Below are 15,656 nucleotides of genomic sequence, written 5' to 3'. Positions count from 1 at the left end.
GTCAAGCGCTCTGGCGCAGGCGCTCCTCGGCCAACAGCGGCACGGCATGCTCCCTCGCCGCACGGCGAGCGGTGGCGACGGCTCCGCGTGACACGACCTCGGCCCCGAGCGTCGAGGCCAGGATCTCGGGTGCCGGCAGGTGCAGCTCTTCGGGGAGGATGCGCCGGGCCGCGGTCAGCACGGGCTCGATGCTCTCGGCGACCGCTCCGCACACGATGACCCGCGCTGGGTCGTACATGCTGCCGAGCACACCGACGATGCGGGCGACGGTGGCCCCGACGCGGGAGGTGACCAGCGCGGCATCCGCGTCTCCTGACGCGGCGAGGGTCAGCACGAGCCGGGGATCGATGCGATCGGCCTCGACGAGCCGGCCGACCGCGCTGTCTGCGGCGATCTCGCCCTCATCCACCGCCGCGCGCACCTGATCCTGCACCGCGTAGCGGAGGCCGAACGCCGACCCCACACCGACGATGTGGTCGAACACGACGCCCTCGCCGACGCCGCCGTGCGCACCGTGCAGCACGTGGCCGTCGACGACCACGCCGCCGCCGAACCGCTCGCTCGCGAGCAGGGCGACATAGTCGCGGCACCCGATAGCTGCGCCCTCAGCGCCCTCGGCGATGGCGGCGAGCTGTGCGTCGTTCTTGATCTGGACGACCGGAGCCCAGTCGCGCAGGGCCTCGGCGAGGCCCGGGTTGGTGCGCTCCCAGAAGCCGTCGGGGTGGGGAGGGGAGATGCCGTCGCGGTTCACGGGGGCGGCGACGCCGACGCACACCGCGAGCACCTGGTCGCGCGTCACCTCGGCCTCGGCGAGCGCATCGCCCAGGCGCTCGAGGATCGTCGCGCGCCTCTCGGCGGCCGCCTGCGACGGCTCGAACTCGACGCGATGATGCACGAGGGTCCGGTCGAGGGGATCGGCGACGGTGACGGCGAGGTGGGTGTCTCCCGCGTCCACCCCGATCACGACGCCGAGGTCGGGGGCCAGCACGAAGCGGCGCGAGGGGCGACCTGCGCGGTAGGTGCCGGCCGCGCGGGCGTTCGGGAGCTCGCGCAGCACGTCGGCGCCGACGAGGGTGTCGATCGCATCGATCGCGGTCGAGCGGGTGAGGGAGGTGCCCGCCATCGCCTCGGTCGCGGTGAACTCGCCGGCCGTCCAGGCGAAGTCGAGGATGGCGCCGACGCTCGCGCGCCCTGTTCCCAGGTCTGCGGAGACTTCTGTCATGGCACTTGACCTCCCTGTCTTCCAATGAGAGAGTACCCTTCGGCAGAGTAAATTCGCTCACTAGATTTAGTACGCGGATCTACACGACGGAAGGACGACGGTGTCTGAGAGACGAACACACGCGGTGCGAGCGGTGGCCGCGGCCCTGGGGGTCACCCTGGTCGGCACGGCGCTGGCAGGCTGTGCCGCCGGCACGGGAGCGGAGACCATCCGCTTCACGTTCAGCAAGCGCGAGGCGATCGAGTTCATGACCGCCCTCGTCGCCGAGTACAACTCCTCGCAGAGCGATGTGAAGGTCGAGATCGACACCTCGGGCGTCGATGTCGTCTCGGCGAGCTTCGTGCGGGGCAATCCGCCCGACATCATGCTCGCCAACTACAACTACGAGATCGCCCGCTTCGTGCAGCGCTGCGCGCTCACCGACCTCTCCGAGACGGACGCCGCCGCCAGCATCCGCGACGACCTGCAGCCGCTCATGGACCAGTACGGATCCTGCGAGGGTCGCACGAGCGCGCTGCCGTACTCGGTGATGGCCGCATCCGTCATCTACAACAAGGAGATCTTCCAGGCGCAGGGACTCGAGGTTCCGCAGACCTGGGACGAGCTGCTCGCCGTGTGCGACCAGCTGAAGGCCGCCGGCATCGATCCGTTCTACGGCACGTTCAAGGACGACTGGACCGTGGGGCAGGGGTGGTACGACTACTCCGCCGGCGGCTCGGTCGACGTGGTCGACTTCTTCGACGCGCTCGCCGCCGAGGGAGCGGATGTGGGACCCGACTCCGACGTCTCGTTCTCGAAGGACTTCACCGAGCCGATGGACAGGATGTTGCAGCTCGCGAACGACTACACGAACGCGGATGCCCCCAGTCGCGGCTACGGCGACGGCAACCTCGCCTTCGGCAAGGGCGAGGCGGCGATGTACCTGCAGGGCCCGTGGGCCTTCAGCGAGATCGCGAAGACCGCGCCCGACCTGCAGCTGGGCACCTTCCCGCTGCCGATGACGAACGACCCCGCCGACCTCGGCGTGCGCGTCAACATGGACCTCGCCGCGATGATCCCGGAAGGCTCGCACCACAAGGAGGCCGCCCGCGACTTCCTCGAGTTCCTCTACGAGCCGCAGAACATCGAGGAGTACAACGCCTCGCAGCTCGGCTTCACCCCGACGAAGGGCGCTTCCGCCCCCGACGACCCCCGGGTCGAGGGCATGGTCGAGTACTACGACAACGGGCAGATCTATCAGGGCCCCTCGGTGCTCGTGCCCAAGACGCTTCCGATGATGAACTACGCGCAGGCGATGGTGCTCGGCGCCTCGCCGAACTCCATCCTGCGCACCATGGACGCGGACTGGGCCCGCATCGCCTTCCGCGCGCCGATCCCCTCGACGAAGGACACCGCGTCCGCGTCGGGCGACCCATCCGCTTCCGGCGAGACAGAGGAGTCCGCGCCATGAGCACCACCACCCCCACCGCACCCGCCGACAGCACGACCCTCATCGTCACCGGCGGCGACCGAAAGCTCCGCCGGCACACGCGTCGCGTCGAGCCGATCTATTACCTGTTCCTGCTGCCGACGCTCGCGCTCTTCACGCTCGCGATCACGGTGCCGGGTGTCATCGGCATCTTCTTCAGCTTCACCGACTCCATCGGCATCGGCGAGTGGAGCTTCAACGGGCTGACGAACTACATCGCGCTGTTCAGCGATCCGTCGATCCTGCAGAGCTACCTGTTCACCTTCGGGTTCTCCATCGCCACGGTCATCGTCGTGAACGTGGTCGCGTTCCTGCTGGCGGTCGGGCTCACCTCGCGCATCCGGTTCAAGACGGGCCTGCGCACGATCTTCGTCATCCCGATGGTGATCTCGGGCATCATCATCGCCTACGTCTTCAACTTCCTGTTCTCCAACTCGATCCCCGCGGCGGGTGCGGCAGCCGGCATCCCGTGGCTCGAGACGAGCCTGCTCGCCAACCCCGACCTCGCCTGGATCGCGATCGTCGTCGTCACCGCCTGGCAGGCCGTGCCCGGCACGCTGCTGATCTACATCGCCGGCCTCCTGTCGGTACCCGGCGAGGTCTACGAGGCGGCCAGCATCGACGGTGCCAGCAAGACGCAGCAGCTCACCCGCATCACGCTTCCGCTGGTGGCGGGGTACGTGGTGATCAACGTGATCCTCGGATTCAAGGGCTTCCTGAACGCCTACGACATCATCGTCGGCCTCACGAACGGCGGCCCCGGCACCTCGACCCGCAGCGTCGCCATGACGATCATCGCGGGCTTCAACGGCGGCGACTACGCCTACCAGATGGCCAACGCGACCATCTTCTTCATCGTCGCCGTGCTCATCTCCCTCCTCCAGCTGTCGCTGACGCGCGGAAGGAACGCACTCTGATGTCGACGCAGACACTCACCACCATCCCCACCTCGGGCAAGAAGCGCCGCGTGCGCATGGAGCGGGTGAACTGGTCGGGCACGATCATCCTGATCCTGTGCGCCGTCACCGTCCTCCTGCCGCTGTACGTGACCATCTCGATGGCCCTCAAGACCACGGGCCAGGCGGTCGACGGCAACGCCTTCTCGCTCCCGGCTCCGTTCAGCTTCGACGGCTTCGTCGAGGCATGGACCCTGACGAAGTTCCCCGTCGGCGCCGGTATCTCGCTGCTGGTCACCGCCGGCACCGTGATCGCGACGATCGTGCTGGCGGCCTTCGCCTCGTATGCGATCGTGCGCAACTGGGACCGCCGGCTGTTCCGCTACTCGTTCTTCTACCTGCTCGCGGCGATGTTCATCCCGTTCCCCGTCGTGGCGCTGCCGCAGATCCAGCTCACCGGACGCGTCGGGCTCGACAACCCGTTCGGGGTGATCATCCTCGCGACCATGTTCCAGCTGAGCTTCAGCGTGCTGCTGTTCACCGCGTTCCTGCGGTCGATCCCGATCGAGCTGGAGGAGAGCGCCCGTATCGACGGCGCGACGACGTGGCAGACCTTCTGGAAGCTGATCTTCCCCCTGCTCGCCCCCATGAGCGCCACCGTCGGCATCTTCGCGTTCCTGTACGCCTGGAACGACTTCATGATGCCGTCGCTCATCATCGCCGACCCGGCGCTGCAGACGCTGCCCGTGCGGCAGAACCTGTTCCAGACCCAGTTCAGCAACAACTACAACGTCGCGTTCGCCTCGTACCTGATGGCGATGGCGCCCGCGATCGTGGCCTACCTGTTCACCCAGAGATGGGTCATGGAAGGCGTCACGCAGGGCGCCGTCAAGGGCTGACGCTCACCGAAGCCCCCGACCCTCGGAAAGAAAGAAGGAGTTCCCCCCTCATGACCGACGCGCTTCTCGTCGAGACCCGCACCGCCCCAGACGCCGCCTGGTGGCGTCAGGCGGCCGTCTACCAGATCTACCCGCGCAGCTTCGCCGACGCGAACGGCGATGGGATCGGCGACATCCCGGGCATCGTCTCGCGGGCCGATTACCTCCGCGACCTCGGCATCGATGCGGTCTGGCTGAGCCCGTTCTATCCGTCTGCCCTCGCCGACGGCGGATACGACGTCGCCGACTACCGCGACGTCGACCCGCGGTTGGGCACCCTCGCCGACTTCGACGACATGGTCGAGGCGCTGCACTCGCGCGGCATCCGGGTGATCGTCGACATCGTCCCGAACCACTCCTCCGACCAGCACGAATGGTTCCAGGAGGCGCTCGCCGCCGGTCGCGGCTCGGCCGCGCGCGATCGCTACATCTTCCGTGAGGGCACCGGCCCCGACGGCTCCGAGCCGCCGACCGACTGGGACTCGGTGTTCGGCGGCAGCGCGTGGGAGCGGGTCGAAGACGGGCAGTGGTACCTGCACAACTTCGCCGTGGAGCAGCCCGACCTCAACTGGGATCACCCCGAGGTGCGCGCCGACTTCCTGAAGACCCTGCGCTTCTGGTCGGACAGGGGGGTGGACGGATTCCGCATCGATGTCGCCCACATGCTCACGAAGGACCTCAGCGAGCCGCTGCCCTCGCGCGCCGAGCTCGACGCGATGGACCGCACCTCGGGCACGCATCCGATGATCGACCGCGACGACGTGCACGAGATCTACGCCGAGTGGCGTGCGGTGTTCGACGAGTACGACCCTCCGCGCACGGCCGTCGCCGAGGCCTGGGTGGAGACACCGGAGCGCCGCGCGAAGTACGCCTCGGCGGAGGGCCTCGGACAGGCGTTCAACTTCGACCTGCTGGTGGCCGACTACGACGCGGCGCAGTTCCGGAGCATCATCGCCGACAACCTGCAGCAGGCGCAGGCGACCGGATCGTCGACCACCTGGGTGCTGTCGAACCACGACGTCACCCGGCACGCCACCCGCTACGGACTCCCGGCGCTGAACGGCCGCCCGGTCAAGCAGGGCACCGAGTGGGTCAAGGCCGGTGGCCCGGCAGAGGGCCTCGATCGTGACGGCGGGCTCCGCAGGGCGCACGCGGCGACCCTGCTGCTGCTCGGTCTTCCCGGCAGCACCTACCTCTACCAGGGGGAGGAGCTCGGGCTGCACGAGGTGGCGCAGATCACCCCGGAGCAGCGTCAGGACCCCGGCTTCTTCCGCGGTGCCGAGTTCGACGGTCTGGGCCGCGACGGATGCCGCGTACCGCTGCCGTGGACCGCGGAGGGCTCGTCCCTGGGCTTCGGCGCGGGCGGTGCGCACCTCCCGCAGCCGGCATGGTTCGCGCAGTACGCGGTCGACGCCGAGGCGGCCGACCCGTCGTCGACGCTGTCGCTGTACCGGGAGGCTCTGCGCCTGCGGCACCTGCTGCAGACCGACGAGACGCTGGAGTGGATCGACACCGGACGCGCCGACGTGCTGCGCTTCGCCCGGCCCAACGGATGGCAGGTGGTGTCGAACTTCGGTGCCGAGCCATTCGACCTGGGTGCGGACGCCGCCGACGCCTTGCTCGTGAGCGCCGCGCTGGAGGGCGCTGCTCTGGCCGGCGAGGCCACGGTCTGGATCGCGCCAGCGAGTCTGGTCTAGACGCCCCTCTCGGGGTGGGCTTCTCTCAGCATCGCGGAGGAGGTCCTGCTGCAACGAGCAGCAGGACCTCCTCCGCGATTTCTTAGGACTCGGCCTTGCGGTCGAGCCTGCTGGCCATCGACGGAGGCCAGCTATAGGTCTGCTTGTGGTATCGGACGTAGTAGTTGGATTCGATGCCGCTCACTCCCTCCAGCTCGAGGATGCGGTGGGTGAGTTCGAGCAGGTGCTCGTTGCTCGATCCCTGCGCTTCGACCATGAGGTTGTAACGCCCGAGGGTCGACACGATGTAGTCGATCTCGGGCATTGCGTCGAGCGCCTCGATGATCGGTTCAGGAGACGCGTCGCAGAATACACCGATTGTCGCTCCGACCGTCTTGCGGAGATATGCGGCGTCCGGCACCGCAACGATTCTGATGATGCTGGCTTCGACGAGGCGCTGTGTCCGGCGCCTGACTGCGGTTTCGGAAAGCCCGACCGCATCGGCGAGGCTTCCGTATGAGCGTCGGCCGTCTTCCTGGAGGCTCGCAATGATCGCGAGGTCTTGTTCATCCAAAGACGCCGGTTCCTCGCGCGAGTCGCCTGCCGTGCTTTCTGTCATCGCCCATCCTTACCGAAGGTCATAGTCATTCTGTCTGATGCGGGCCGGAGGCGGCTGCGGATTCGTGGGCCAGAGACCCGCGAGGCATGGATCATAGGTGCCGAATTTATATCGCTGATCTACACAAAGCAAGCGATAAACGGTACAGTCTGGTAGCAAGGCGGCGAATAGCGCCGTTGTGCGGACCTCTCACAGCGAATTTCGCCGCAGAATCGTCAGATTGGAACCTCGTGACCTCGGCACCTCTTCTCATCGGCCTGCCGGAAGCCGGCTGGCGCACCTACGACATCGAGCGGCGAATGCACGAGTTGCTCGCGGCCGACCCGTCGCTGGAAGTCGGCTGGCCGGACACGCTGTGGCCGGTGCTCCCTGACAAGCCCCTCAGTGCAGCACGCACCGCGATGGCCCAGTTCGCACACCTCAACGGTTTCGTTCGCCCCACCAGTCTGCAGGTCATCGAGACTGAACTGTTGGCGATGGTCCGTGATCTGCTCGGGATCCCTGATGAGGGCGGTCTCACACTCACCGTAGGCGGGACCGAAAGCAACTTCTTGGCCGTGAAGGGCGCTCTGTTCCGCTCGCGCGAGCGCGGACTCGGGGGCAGGCCCAACATGGTGATCGCTGCAACGGCTCACCCGAGCTTCGACAAGGCCGCTGAAGAGCTGGGCATCGAAGTCCGCCGGATTCCCGCCGACGCGGAGTTCCGCGCCGATGTCGCGGCGATGTCGGACGCCATCGACGCGCAGACGATCCTTCTCGCGGCATCGACACCGAACTACACCCACGGCACGCTCGATCCCGTGGAGGAGATCGCTGCGATCGCCGACGAGCGCGACATCTGGTTCCACATCGACGCGTGCGTCGGAGGGTGCCTTCTGCCCACTCTGAAGCGGATCACCGGCGCGCCCTGGACGACGCCGTTCCAGTTCCCCGGTGTCACCTCGGTCTCGGCCGACCTCCACAAGTTCGGATTCACCCCGACCGGCATCTCCACCCTCTCCGTGAAGTCGGCGGATCTGATCCGTCACCATTCCTTCCGAATCTCGGTCGACGACAGCTGGCCCTTCCGCCCATATGCGCGCACTGGATTCACCGGAAGCCGGTCGGGAGCGGTGCTCGCCGGGGCATGGGCGACGCTCGTCGCGCTCGGACAGGACGGCTACGAGGAGATCGCACACTCGATCCTCGAGGGCGCCGACGCGTTCGCCAGCGGCATCGCGCAGATCGAGGGCATCGAGCTCGTCGCACCCCATGAGTGCGGCGTGATCGTCTTCACCTCCGTCGATGAGAAGGTGCCGGTCGACCAGCTCGCGAGCGCCCTCGAGGCGGGAGGGTGGCCCGCCATGCTCGCGGTCAAGCCCGATCGACTGCAGTTCCTGCTCAGCCCGCTCGGGCGGCCCATGTACGAATCCTTCGTCGCCGCGATCGCCACCGCCGTCGAGCGCATTCGTGCCGGTGAGAGCATCGCGTCGGCCGGCCTGAACACCTACGGCGGCTGAGCCGCTCCGCACCTCTCGGCATACAGAAAGAAGAGTCGCACAGTGAGTACCTCCTCCCGCATCCGTATCGGCCTCGTCCAATACCTGAGCCCCGGCCCTGATACCGCACTCGCACTCGAACAGGGCGAGAAGGCGGTCCGAGCGGCGGCAGCCGAGGGCGCGGACATCGTTCTGTTTCCCGAGATGTGGCAGATCGGGTACGCGTCGTGCCCGGAGGAGGAGCCGGCGCGATCGCAGTGGCTCGGGCGGGCGATCGACGAAGACGACGGGTTCATCGCCCACTTCGCGTCGCTCGCCCGTGAGCTCGAGGTCGCCGTGGTGATGACGTACTTGCAGCGCTGGCCGGTCGCGCCGCGCAACGCGGCGGTGCTCATCGACCGGACCGGACTGATCGTCGGCCGGTACGCGAAGGTCCACACGTGCGACTACTGGATGGAGAGCGAACTCACTCCGGGAGACGGCTTCTCGGTGGTCGGACTCGACACCAGGATCGGCCGGATCCGGGTGGGCATGATGATCTGCTTCGACCGGGAGTTCCCGGAATCCGCGCGAGTACTCATGGTCAAGGGGGCCGAGCTCGTCCTCGTCCCCAATGCCTGCCATCTCAGCGACGACCGGATCGGCCTGTTCCGCGCCCGGTCATTCGAGAACATGATGGCGCTGGCGATGGCCAACTACACGAGCACGCCGCACGTATCCGCGGCAGAGTACCCGCTCGACCTCAACGGCCGCAGCGTCGCATACAGCGGGGTGGCTTACGCGCCGGACCGAACCCCCTTGGACCCGACCGTGGTGCTGGCCGGGTCCGACGAAGGCGTGTACTACGCAGACGTCGATGTGCATGCGCTGCGCGAGTTCCGGGCCGAGGAGGTCTGGGGCGACTCGTACCGGAAGCCGCAGGCATACAGCGCGCTGGTGGCGGACGATCCCGCCCCGGAATTCACACGTGTGGACTCTCGCAGAGTCCCGAGACAGGAGGCATGAGATGGAGTCACCGAAGGACGTCATTCGCGGACGGGTGGAAGGGTATGCGGGGCGTCTGAGCTACGAGCCTGGCGAGACGCTCACCGTCCACGCGTCCTCGATTGCAGGCGATCGAGTATGTGCAGTCGAGATCGCGCGGGTCGGGGCAGAGCGAGAGGTCGTCTGGCGGCAGGAAGACGTCGCAGTCTCCCCGCAGCCGATCCCTGACGACGCCTACGCCGCCGGCTGCGGGTGGCCGGTGACGCTGAGCCTGGAGCTGCCGGAATGGCGTCCCGGCTACTACGAGATCGTGTTCGAGACGACCACGGACGAACCGCTTCGCAGCCCCGCGTTCTTCGCAGTGCGGGCACGCGCGACGAGCGACCGGCCCAAGATCCTGCTGGTGCTGGCCACCAACACCTACAACGCATACAACGATTGGGGTGGCGACAATCTCTATACGGGCGGGACTGCCGTCTCCTTCCGCCGCCCCACGGCCGTCGGACTGCTGCGTCGTCCCGACGGTGAGCTGCTCCGCGCCGCTACTCCCCACGGCGTCTACGACCCGGAGATGACACGGCAGCGCGCCTACATCGCGCAGCACCGGGTGTCCGGGTGGTCGGCGGCCGCCGGTTGGTACAACTGGGAAGAGCCCTTCGCGCGTTGGGCCGAGAAGAACGGCTTCGAGCTCGACTACGCGGTCAACGCGGACCTCGCCGAGATCGACGGCCTTCTGGACGGCCGCTCTCTTGTTCTGAGCGTGGGCCACGACGAGTACTGGTCGTGGGAGATGCGCGATGCGATCGAGGCGTTCGTCGCGGCAGGCGGGAACGCGGCCTTCTTCTCCGGGAACGTCGCGTGCTGGCAGGTCCGGCTCGGTGACGACGGCGCGACCATGACCTCGTACAAGTACGACGCACGCGAGAAGGATCCGGTCGCCGGCACCGAACGGAGCAACCGGCTCACCGGCGCCTGGTCCGATCCGATCATCGGTCGCCCCGAGAATCTGATGACCGGCGTCAGTTTCACCCGAGGGGGCTACTCGAGGGTGGGCTACGGCGCACCCCGGGGCTCAGGTGCCTTCACCATCTGGCGCCCGGACCACTGGGTGCTGGAGGGTACTGATCTGAGGTATGGCGACCTGCTCGGAGCGGACAGCGTGGTGGTCGGCTACGAATCGGATGGCTGCGAGTTGGCGATCGACAAGGACGGATTGCCCGTCCCCACAGGTGCTGACGGGACGCCGAAATCGCTTCAGATCCTCGGGACATCGCCCGTTCGGCTGTGGTCGAACACTCCCACGACGACGGACTTCCCGCAGGCGTCACCGCTGCCTCCCGACGAGCCGGGCGATCTGGAGTTCATCGCTGAATGGCTCTACGGGAATCTCGACTCCCCGGAGGCGCGGCGCATCGGGCACGGCAACGCCGTTCTCGGGATATCCGAGGGTGTGGGGACGATCTTCACGACCGGCAGCACCGATTGGGCGTACGGACTGCGAGATGGCGACCCGCTTGTGGAGCGGATCACTCGCAACGTGCTCACCCGCCTGTCCCAAGCACGACCGCGGCCTGCGTCCTAAAGACGAAGCTGCAGTAGCCGAGGCGGCGTTCGACACTCATGTCGAACGCCGCCTCGAGCGCGTTGGCGCGCGCTCAGGATTCCAGCCGCGACGACACCGCTTCATCGGCGAGACGGACCGCGACATCGATGATCATGTCTTCCTGACCGCCGACGTACCCCAATCGGCCGACTTCCGACAGGATGTCCCGGACGGCGACGCCGTAGCGCTCAGCCGCAACGTCTGCGTGCTTCAGGAAGCTGGAGTACACCCCGGCCACGCCGGAGACGATCGAGTCGCGGTTGATGACCGGCAGGGTCTCGATGATCGGCCGCGCCGTGTCGTCGGCCGCGGACAGGACGAGGTCGAGATCGACGCCGGTGGGGACGCCGATCCTGCCGAAAGCCGCGACGAGTGCCTCAGTCGGACTGTTGCCGGCTCCGGCGCCGAGGGCGCAGAGTGTGCCGTCGATCTGACGGGCTCCCGCACCGTAGGCAAGGAGCGAGTTGGCGACGCCGAGCGAGAAGTTCTGGTGGCCGTGAAACCCGACCTGCGCATCGTCGCCGAGCTCCGTCGCAACTGCGGCGACGCGATCGGCGACCTGCTCGAGCACCATGGCCCCGGCGGAGTCCACCACGTAGACACACTGGCATCCCGCATCGACCATGATCCGCGCCTGCTTCGCAAGCTCCTCCGGCTGCGCGCGATGGCTGAGCATGAGGAACCCGACTGTCTCGAGCCCGAGACGGCGGGCCTCCGTGAAGTGCTGGATCGAGACGTCGGCCTCGGTCGAGTGGGTGGCGACGCGGACGATCGAGATGCCCTTGTCAGCGGCCTGCTTCATGTCGTGAACCGTGCCGACCCCGGGAAGGAGGAGGCTCGCGATCTTCGCGTGGCGTGCCGTCTCGACGGCAGCCTCGATGAGCTCCAGCTCCGGTGTCAGCGAGAACCCGTAGTTGAACGACGCTCCGCCGAGTCCGTCGCCGTGCGCGACCTCGATGACGGGGACGCCCGCTGTGTCGAGTGCGGCGACGATGTTCCGCACGTGCTCCACGGTGAAGCGGTGCCGCATCGCGTGGCTGCCGTCCCGCAGAGTCGTGTCGGTGAGCCGGACCGGCTCGAGAGTAGTGTTCTGCGCGGCATTCATCGGGCGGTCTCCTGGCTGGATCGGACGTCGATCTGATCGGCCACCTGAACGGCGGCCGCGGTCATGATGTCGAGATTGCCGGCGAAGGCCGGAAGGTAGTCGGCGGCTCCCGTGACCTCGAGGAACACGGCGACGCGCCCGCGGCCTCGCCATTCCGCGCGCGGGGCGTCGAACTGGGGGGCGGCGACGAGCCGATATCCCGGGACATAGCTGCTCACGCGCGCGACCATCTGCGTGATCGACGTGGTGATCGCGCTCTGATCGGAGCCATCGGGGATCGAGCAGTACACTGTGTCCCGCATGAGCATCGCGGGCTCGACGGGGTTGAGGATGATGATCGCCTTGCTGGCTCCGGCGCCGCCGACCTCGCGGATGGCTGCCGACGTGGTCTCCGTGAACTCGTCGATGTTGGCGCGCGTCCCCGGCCCGGCCGACCGGGATGCGATCGAGGCGACGATCTCGGCGTACGTGACGTCGACGACCGAACTGACGGCGCTCACGATCGGAACGGTCGCTTGTCCGCCGCACGTCACCATGTTGATGTTGGGGGCATCGAGGTGCTCGTCGAGGTTGACCACCGGGACGACGTAGGGGCCGATCGCCGCGGGCGTCAGATCGATCACCTGGATGCCCGCGGCTTCGTACAACGGCGCGTTGCGGGCGTGCGCCGAAGCGGAAGTCGCCTCGAACACGATGTCCGGCACGTCCTTCTGGGCGATCAACCAATCGACGCCGCCGCTCGACGTCTGCACGCCGAGCGTGCGCGCCCTCGCCAGCCCATCCGAGTCCGGATCGATGCCCACGAGGTGGAGGAGCTCGAGATTGGGCTGTCGCAGCAGCTTCTTGACCAGATCGGTTCCGATGTTTCCGGAGCCGACTACAGAGACCGTCTTTGTCATCTTTTGTCCTCGCTGTTGGAGCGTTGGTATGCGTGGGGGTACGCAGATGGGCCCAGGCGGAAGTGCTGTGCCTCATCGAGGGTTTCTATGAATGGCAGGTCGAGGGGATAGGCGCGATGCCCGCGGGGGCGGCCGCCGGCTTTTGAGACGTGACCGTAGAGCGAGTGGCCGACGATGCGCTCGGCGAGCGCGACAGCCTCGATCAGTCGGTCGAGATCAACACCGGTCTCATAGCCGCTCTCGTCGAGGAGATAGACGAGGTCCTCGGTGGGCATGAGCGACGCGGCCCGTCCGTTGCCGCAGTACGGGCACCCCGCCATACCGCCGATGGACGTGTCGACGATGAGCGTCTTCCCCTGGGGAAGGTGGCGCAGAGCGTTGTAGATCGTGATCGGAGCAGAGCCGCGGGTGTTGTGGAGGTGAAGGTGGAATTCGGTGATCCCCGGCCATCTCTCAGTGATGGCGCGCAGGTCCTGCTCGACTTGCAGCGGGATATGCCAACCCATCGGATCTCCGAGGAAGACCCTCGTGACCGGGATCCCCGCGGTCGTCCACAGCTCGACTTGGAGGGCCAGGAAGTCCATCCTCGTCTCGGGGCTGAACTCGCCGAGCCAGTTCGAGCCCCAGGCGGCGTTCACCCCGATCTGTGCTGCCGTGGCCCCCGCGTCGACAGCACGGGCAACGGCGGCGGGCCACGAGAGGATCTCGTCGAGCTGGCTCCTGTTGGTGTTGCGCCGCACGAACACATCGCACGCGTGCACGAGAGTCGACGGCAGGTAGTGGTCGTTCGACAACGGGGGGCTGAACGACTCTCGACGCTCTATACCGCGCTGGTTGAGCGCCAAGGCCGAGTACGTCACGCCAGGGCGCGGTGAGAAGCTCGAAACGACCTCATCGATCCTCGCCATCTGCGGCACCCATTTCGGAGAGACGAAGCTCCCGACGACGATGTGCTTCAGTCCTGTCTCGGACAACTTGTCGAGCAGCTCGACGCGGCTGTCGACAGGGATGTCAGCGTCCTCGATCTGGAGCCCTTCGCGCATGCCCTCTTCGACGATCACCAGGTCGGCGAAGCCGACGGGGCCCGTGATGAGGTCGGAACGGACCGGCCGCGCGGTCATGGCTGTCCGAACGGCTGGCGCTCGAGGACGCGCAGGTCGTGGCTGGGGATCACGCTGCAGTTCAGCTCACGAATGCGCCGGTGTGTGCGTTCGTAGTCGTGCAAGTTCGTGAAGGCTCCGTTCGGTACGAACACGTCAGGATCCTCGATGCTGTCGTACATCGGGACGTTGTCGCCGGCGATGAGATACCGTCCTGCGTCGGTGTCGACGACGACGCCTTGCGATCCCGGCGTGTGTCCGGGGAGGTGGATGACGCGAACCTTCTCGAACACCTCCATGTTGCCGTCGAGTGGGCGCACCTGTCGGAGTTGGTCCAGCCACACGGGTGCGACGGCCGGTGAGTTCTCGTACGCGGCGCGTGAGGGAGCAAGCGGCGCGATCGCGTAGTGCAGCTCATCGCGCTGAACGAGGATCTGCGCGCTCGGGAACAGGTCGTCGTTCCCGGCGTGGTCCCAGTGCAGGTGTGTGTGGATCACGGTCCGCACGGTGGAGGGATCCACGCCGAGCCGCTGGAGCGCAGCCTCCGGCCGGAGCGACGGAGGCTGATGGAGCTGGAAGCCGGGGTGATGGCTGCTGGCCCGCGCGGGTGAGGTGGGTCCGGTGTCGACGACGACGGGGTGTGGCCCCCCGAGGATCACGAACATCAGCATCGCGACGTCGTGCTGCTCGCCGAAGCGGCGCCCGAACAGCATCGCCGAGGTCGGGAACTGGGTCAACGTGCCGACGTGCAGCGCGTGGATGGTCAGAGTCATGATTGTTCTCCGCTTGTCTCTCAGTGCCCGCGCCATGCGGGGTCGCGCTTCTCGACGAACGCGCGGATCCCCTCTTCGCGGTCCTCGCTCAGGTAGGGGTTCGGTCCGGCGTTCAAACGCAGTGCGGCGTGCACCGACAACTCCCACCCCTTGACCGCCATCTCCTTGTAGCGGCGGAGGGACAGCGGTGCGTTGCCCACGATCGACCGCACAAGATGTTCGCCAGCGGCCGGCAACTCGGCGGCCGGCACCACCCGGTTGTAGAGGCCGAGGCGCTCGGCCCGCTCAGCTGACACCGGCTCGGCGGTGTAGAGCATCTCGAAGGCGACAGCGCGGGGGATCATCCGGGGGAGCACGACGCTGGCGAAGTTGGCTCCCATGCCGCGCTTGGCCTCGGGGAGACCGAACGTCGCGTGGTCGGCTGCGATCCGCAGGTCGCAGGCGAGCGCGAGCTCCGCGCCACCCGCGAGGGCAGGACCGTTGAGCGCCGCCACCACCGGTTTGCAGGTTTCGAGGATCAGCTCGAAGAGATTGCGAGATGTGCCCGTCATCGGCACCGGGAAGCGGGCGCCGGCGCGCGCCATCTCGTCGAGCTCCTTGAGGTCGGCGCCGGCGCAGAACGCATCGTCGCCCGTCGACCTGAGAAGGATCGCCCAGACATCCGCATCCTCGGCGGCCTCCGTGAAGAAGGCGGCGAGAGCGTTCAGAGCCGAGACGCTCAGGGCGTTCCGTCTCGTCGGTCGGTCGATCGTGATGTATGCGACGTGGTCGAGCACTTCGTAGTGAACGGCGCCGGGGTCGAGCGAGGTGGTTATCATTTCGTATGTCGTCCTATATTTCGAACAGGGTGGCTAGAGTGGCTCCCGGCAGACCGGAGAGTCTGCGGAAGGACGTG

The 15,656-nt window shown here is 67.2% G+C and carries 14 protein-coding genes; 7 read left to right on the top strand and 7 right to left on the bottom strand.

The features are described 5' to 3' along the window. Position 1: 1 nt before the first annotated feature. Positions 2-1,222, bottom strand: coding sequence for an ROK family protein (locus tag ASD13_RS05675; protein ID WP_055866613.1), 1,221 nt, complete (start codon positions 1,220-1,222; stop codon positions 2-4). A gap of 100 nt (positions 1,223-1,322) precedes the next feature. On the opposite strand from ASD13_RS05675, the gene ASD13_RS05670 reads away from it, so the two are divergent. From ASD13_RS05670 to ASD13_RS05655, 4 genes are read left to right on the top strand one after another with little or no spacing between them, the layout of a single operon-like run. Further along, positions 1,323-2,672, top strand: a complete 1,350-nt coding sequence (locus ASD13_RS05670) for an ABC transporter substrate-binding protein (protein ID WP_055866609.1) — start codon at positions 1,323-1,325, stop codon at positions 2,670-2,672. Then, positions 2,669-3,607 carry a carbohydrate ABC transporter permease gene (locus ASD13_RS05665; RefSeq protein WP_055866606.1) on the top strand — a complete coding sequence of 313 codons (939 nt, stop codon included), beginning with the start codon at positions 2,669-2,671 and terminating at the stop codon, positions 3,605-3,607. Before ASD13_RS05670 ends, ASD13_RS05665 begins: the two co-directional genes overlap by 4 nt. After that, complete coding sequence (locus tag ASD13_RS05660; RefSeq protein WP_055866603.1) at positions 3,607-4,485, top strand: carbohydrate ABC transporter permease; 879 nt, start codon at positions 3,607-3,609, stop codon at positions 4,483-4,485. The genes ASD13_RS05665 and ASD13_RS05660 overlap by 1 nt, the downstream gene beginning before the upstream one ends. Positions 4,486-4,535: 50 nt before the next feature. Further along, complete coding sequence (locus tag ASD13_RS05655; RefSeq protein ID WP_055866600.1) at positions 4,536-6,221, top strand: glycoside hydrolase family 13 protein; 1,686 nt, start codon at positions 4,536-4,538, stop codon at positions 6,219-6,221. A gap of 82 nt (positions 6,222-6,303) precedes the next feature. Here ASD13_RS05655 and ASD13_RS05650 read toward each other — a convergent pair whose 3' ends face one another. Further along, positions 6,304-6,819 carry an Lrp/AsnC family transcriptional regulator gene (locus tag ASD13_RS05650; protein WP_055866597.1) on the bottom strand — a complete coding sequence of 172 codons (516 nt, stop codon included), beginning with the start codon at positions 6,817-6,819 and terminating at the stop codon, positions 6,304-6,306. Positions 6,820-7,049: 230 nt separating this feature from the next. Here ASD13_RS05650 and ASD13_RS05645 point away from each other — a divergent pair, with 230 nt between their 5' ends. The 3 genes from ASD13_RS05645 to ASD13_RS05635 are packed head-to-tail and all read left to right on the top strand — an operon-like array spanning position 7,050 to position 10,863. Continuing rightward, positions 7,050-8,318, top strand: a complete 1,269-nt coding sequence (locus tag ASD13_RS05645; RefSeq protein WP_055866594.1) for a pyridoxal phosphate-dependent decarboxylase family protein — start codon at positions 7,050-7,052, stop codon at positions 8,316-8,318. Positions 8,319-8,360: 42 nt separating this feature from the next. Continuing rightward, a complete protein-coding gene (locus ASD13_RS05640) occupies positions 8,361-9,302 on the top strand; it encodes a carbon-nitrogen hydrolase family protein (RefSeq protein ID WP_055866591.1) in 942 nt (313 codons plus the stop codon). A 1-nt stretch (position 9,303) separates the two neighbouring features. Next, positions 9,304-10,863 (top strand): N,N-dimethylformamidase beta subunit family domain-containing protein, encoded by a 1,560-nt coding sequence (locus ASD13_RS05635; protein ID WP_055866588.1) that lies wholly within the window; start codon positions 9,304-9,306, stop codon positions 10,861-10,863. A gap of 73 nt (positions 10,864-10,936) precedes the next feature. Here ASD13_RS05635 and dmpG read toward each other — a convergent pair whose 3' ends face one another. Genes dmpG through ASD13_RS05610 form a run of 5 tightly spaced genes read right to left on the bottom strand, consistent with a single transcriptional unit; the run spans position 10,937 to position 15,579 of the window. Continuing rightward, positions 10,937-11,989 (bottom strand): 4-hydroxy-2-oxovalerate aldolase, encoded by a 1,053-nt coding sequence (gene dmpG / locus ASD13_RS05630; RefSeq protein ID WP_055866585.1) that lies wholly within the window; start codon positions 11,987-11,989, stop codon positions 10,937-10,939. Beyond that, positions 11,986-12,888 carry an acetaldehyde dehydrogenase (acetylating) gene (locus tag ASD13_RS05625; RefSeq protein ID WP_055866582.1) on the bottom strand — a complete coding sequence of 301 codons (903 nt, stop codon included), beginning with the start codon at positions 12,886-12,888 and terminating at the stop codon, positions 11,986-11,988. The genes dmpG and ASD13_RS05625 overlap by 4 nt, the downstream gene beginning before the upstream one ends. Continuing rightward, positions 12,885-14,009, bottom strand: a complete 1,125-nt coding sequence (locus tag ASD13_RS05620) for a citramalate synthase (RefSeq protein WP_055866579.1) — start codon at positions 14,007-14,009, stop codon at positions 12,885-12,887. Before ASD13_RS05620 ends, ASD13_RS05625 begins: the two co-directional genes overlap by 4 nt. Beyond that, entirely contained in the window at positions 14,006-14,761 is a 756-nt protein-coding gene (locus ASD13_RS05615; protein WP_055866576.1) for an N-acyl homoserine lactonase family protein, read from the bottom strand. Before ASD13_RS05615 ends, ASD13_RS05620 begins: the two co-directional genes overlap by 4 nt. Before the next feature lie 20 nt (positions 14,762-14,781). Then, positions 14,782-15,579, bottom strand: coding sequence for an enoyl-CoA hydratase/isomerase family protein (locus tag ASD13_RS05610; protein ID WP_055866573.1), 798 nt, complete (start codon positions 15,577-15,579; stop codon positions 14,782-14,784). Positions 15,580-15,656 lie beyond the last annotated feature (77 nt).

Source organism: Microbacterium sp. Root1433D1 (assembly GCF_001426835.1).
Lineage (GTDB): Bacteria > Actinomycetota > Actinomycetes > Actinomycetales > Microbacteriaceae > Microbacterium > Microbacterium maritypicum.
This window is presented reverse-complemented; position numbering and strand designations above follow the sequence as displayed.

What these genes read in the sequence shown, in the direction of transcription:
- ASD13_RS05675 (WP_055866613.1), bottom strand. Translation starts at nt 1,222, where the DNA reads ATGACAGAAGTCTCCGCAGACCTGGGAACAGGGCGCGCGAGCGTCGGC.
- ASD13_RS05665 (WP_055866606.1), top strand. Translation starts at nt 2,669, where the DNA reads ATGAGCACCACCACCCCCACCGCACCCGCCGACAGCACGACCCTCATC.
- ASD13_RS05660 (WP_055866603.1), top strand. Translation starts at nt 3,607, where the DNA reads ATGTCGACGCAGACACTCACCACCATCCCCACCTCGGGCAAGAAGCGC.
- ASD13_RS05655 (WP_055866600.1), top strand. Translation starts at nt 4,536, where the DNA reads ATGACCGACGCGCTTCTCGTCGAGACCCGCACCGCCCCAGACGCCGCC.
- ASD13_RS05650 (WP_055866597.1), bottom strand. Translation starts at nt 6,819, where the DNA reads ATGACAGAAAGCACGGCAGGCGACTCGCGCGAGGAACCGGCGTCTTTG.
- ASD13_RS05635 (WP_055866588.1), top strand. Translation starts at nt 9,304, where the DNA reads ATGGAGTCACCGAAGGACGTCATTCGCGGACGGGTGGAAGGGTATGCG.
- dmpG (WP_055866585.1), bottom strand. Translation starts at nt 11,989, where the DNA reads ATGAATGCCGCGCAGAACACTACTCTCGAGCCGGTCCGGCTCACCGAC.
- ASD13_RS05625 (WP_055866582.1), bottom strand. Translation starts at nt 12,888, where the DNA reads ATGACAAAGACGGTCTCTGTAGTCGGCTCCGGAAACATCGGAACCGAT.
- ASD13_RS05620 (WP_055866579.1), bottom strand. Translation starts at nt 14,009, where the DNA reads ATGACCGCGCGGCCGGTCCGTTCCGACCTCATCACGGGCCCCGTCGGC.
- ASD13_RS05615 (WP_055866576.1), bottom strand. Translation starts at nt 14,761, where the DNA reads ATGACTCTGACCATCCACGCGCTGCACGTCGGCACGTTGACCCAGTTC.
- ASD13_RS05610 (WP_055866573.1), bottom strand. Translation starts at nt 15,579, where the DNA reads ATGATAACCACCTCGCTCGACCCCGGCGCCGTTCACTACGAAGTGCTC.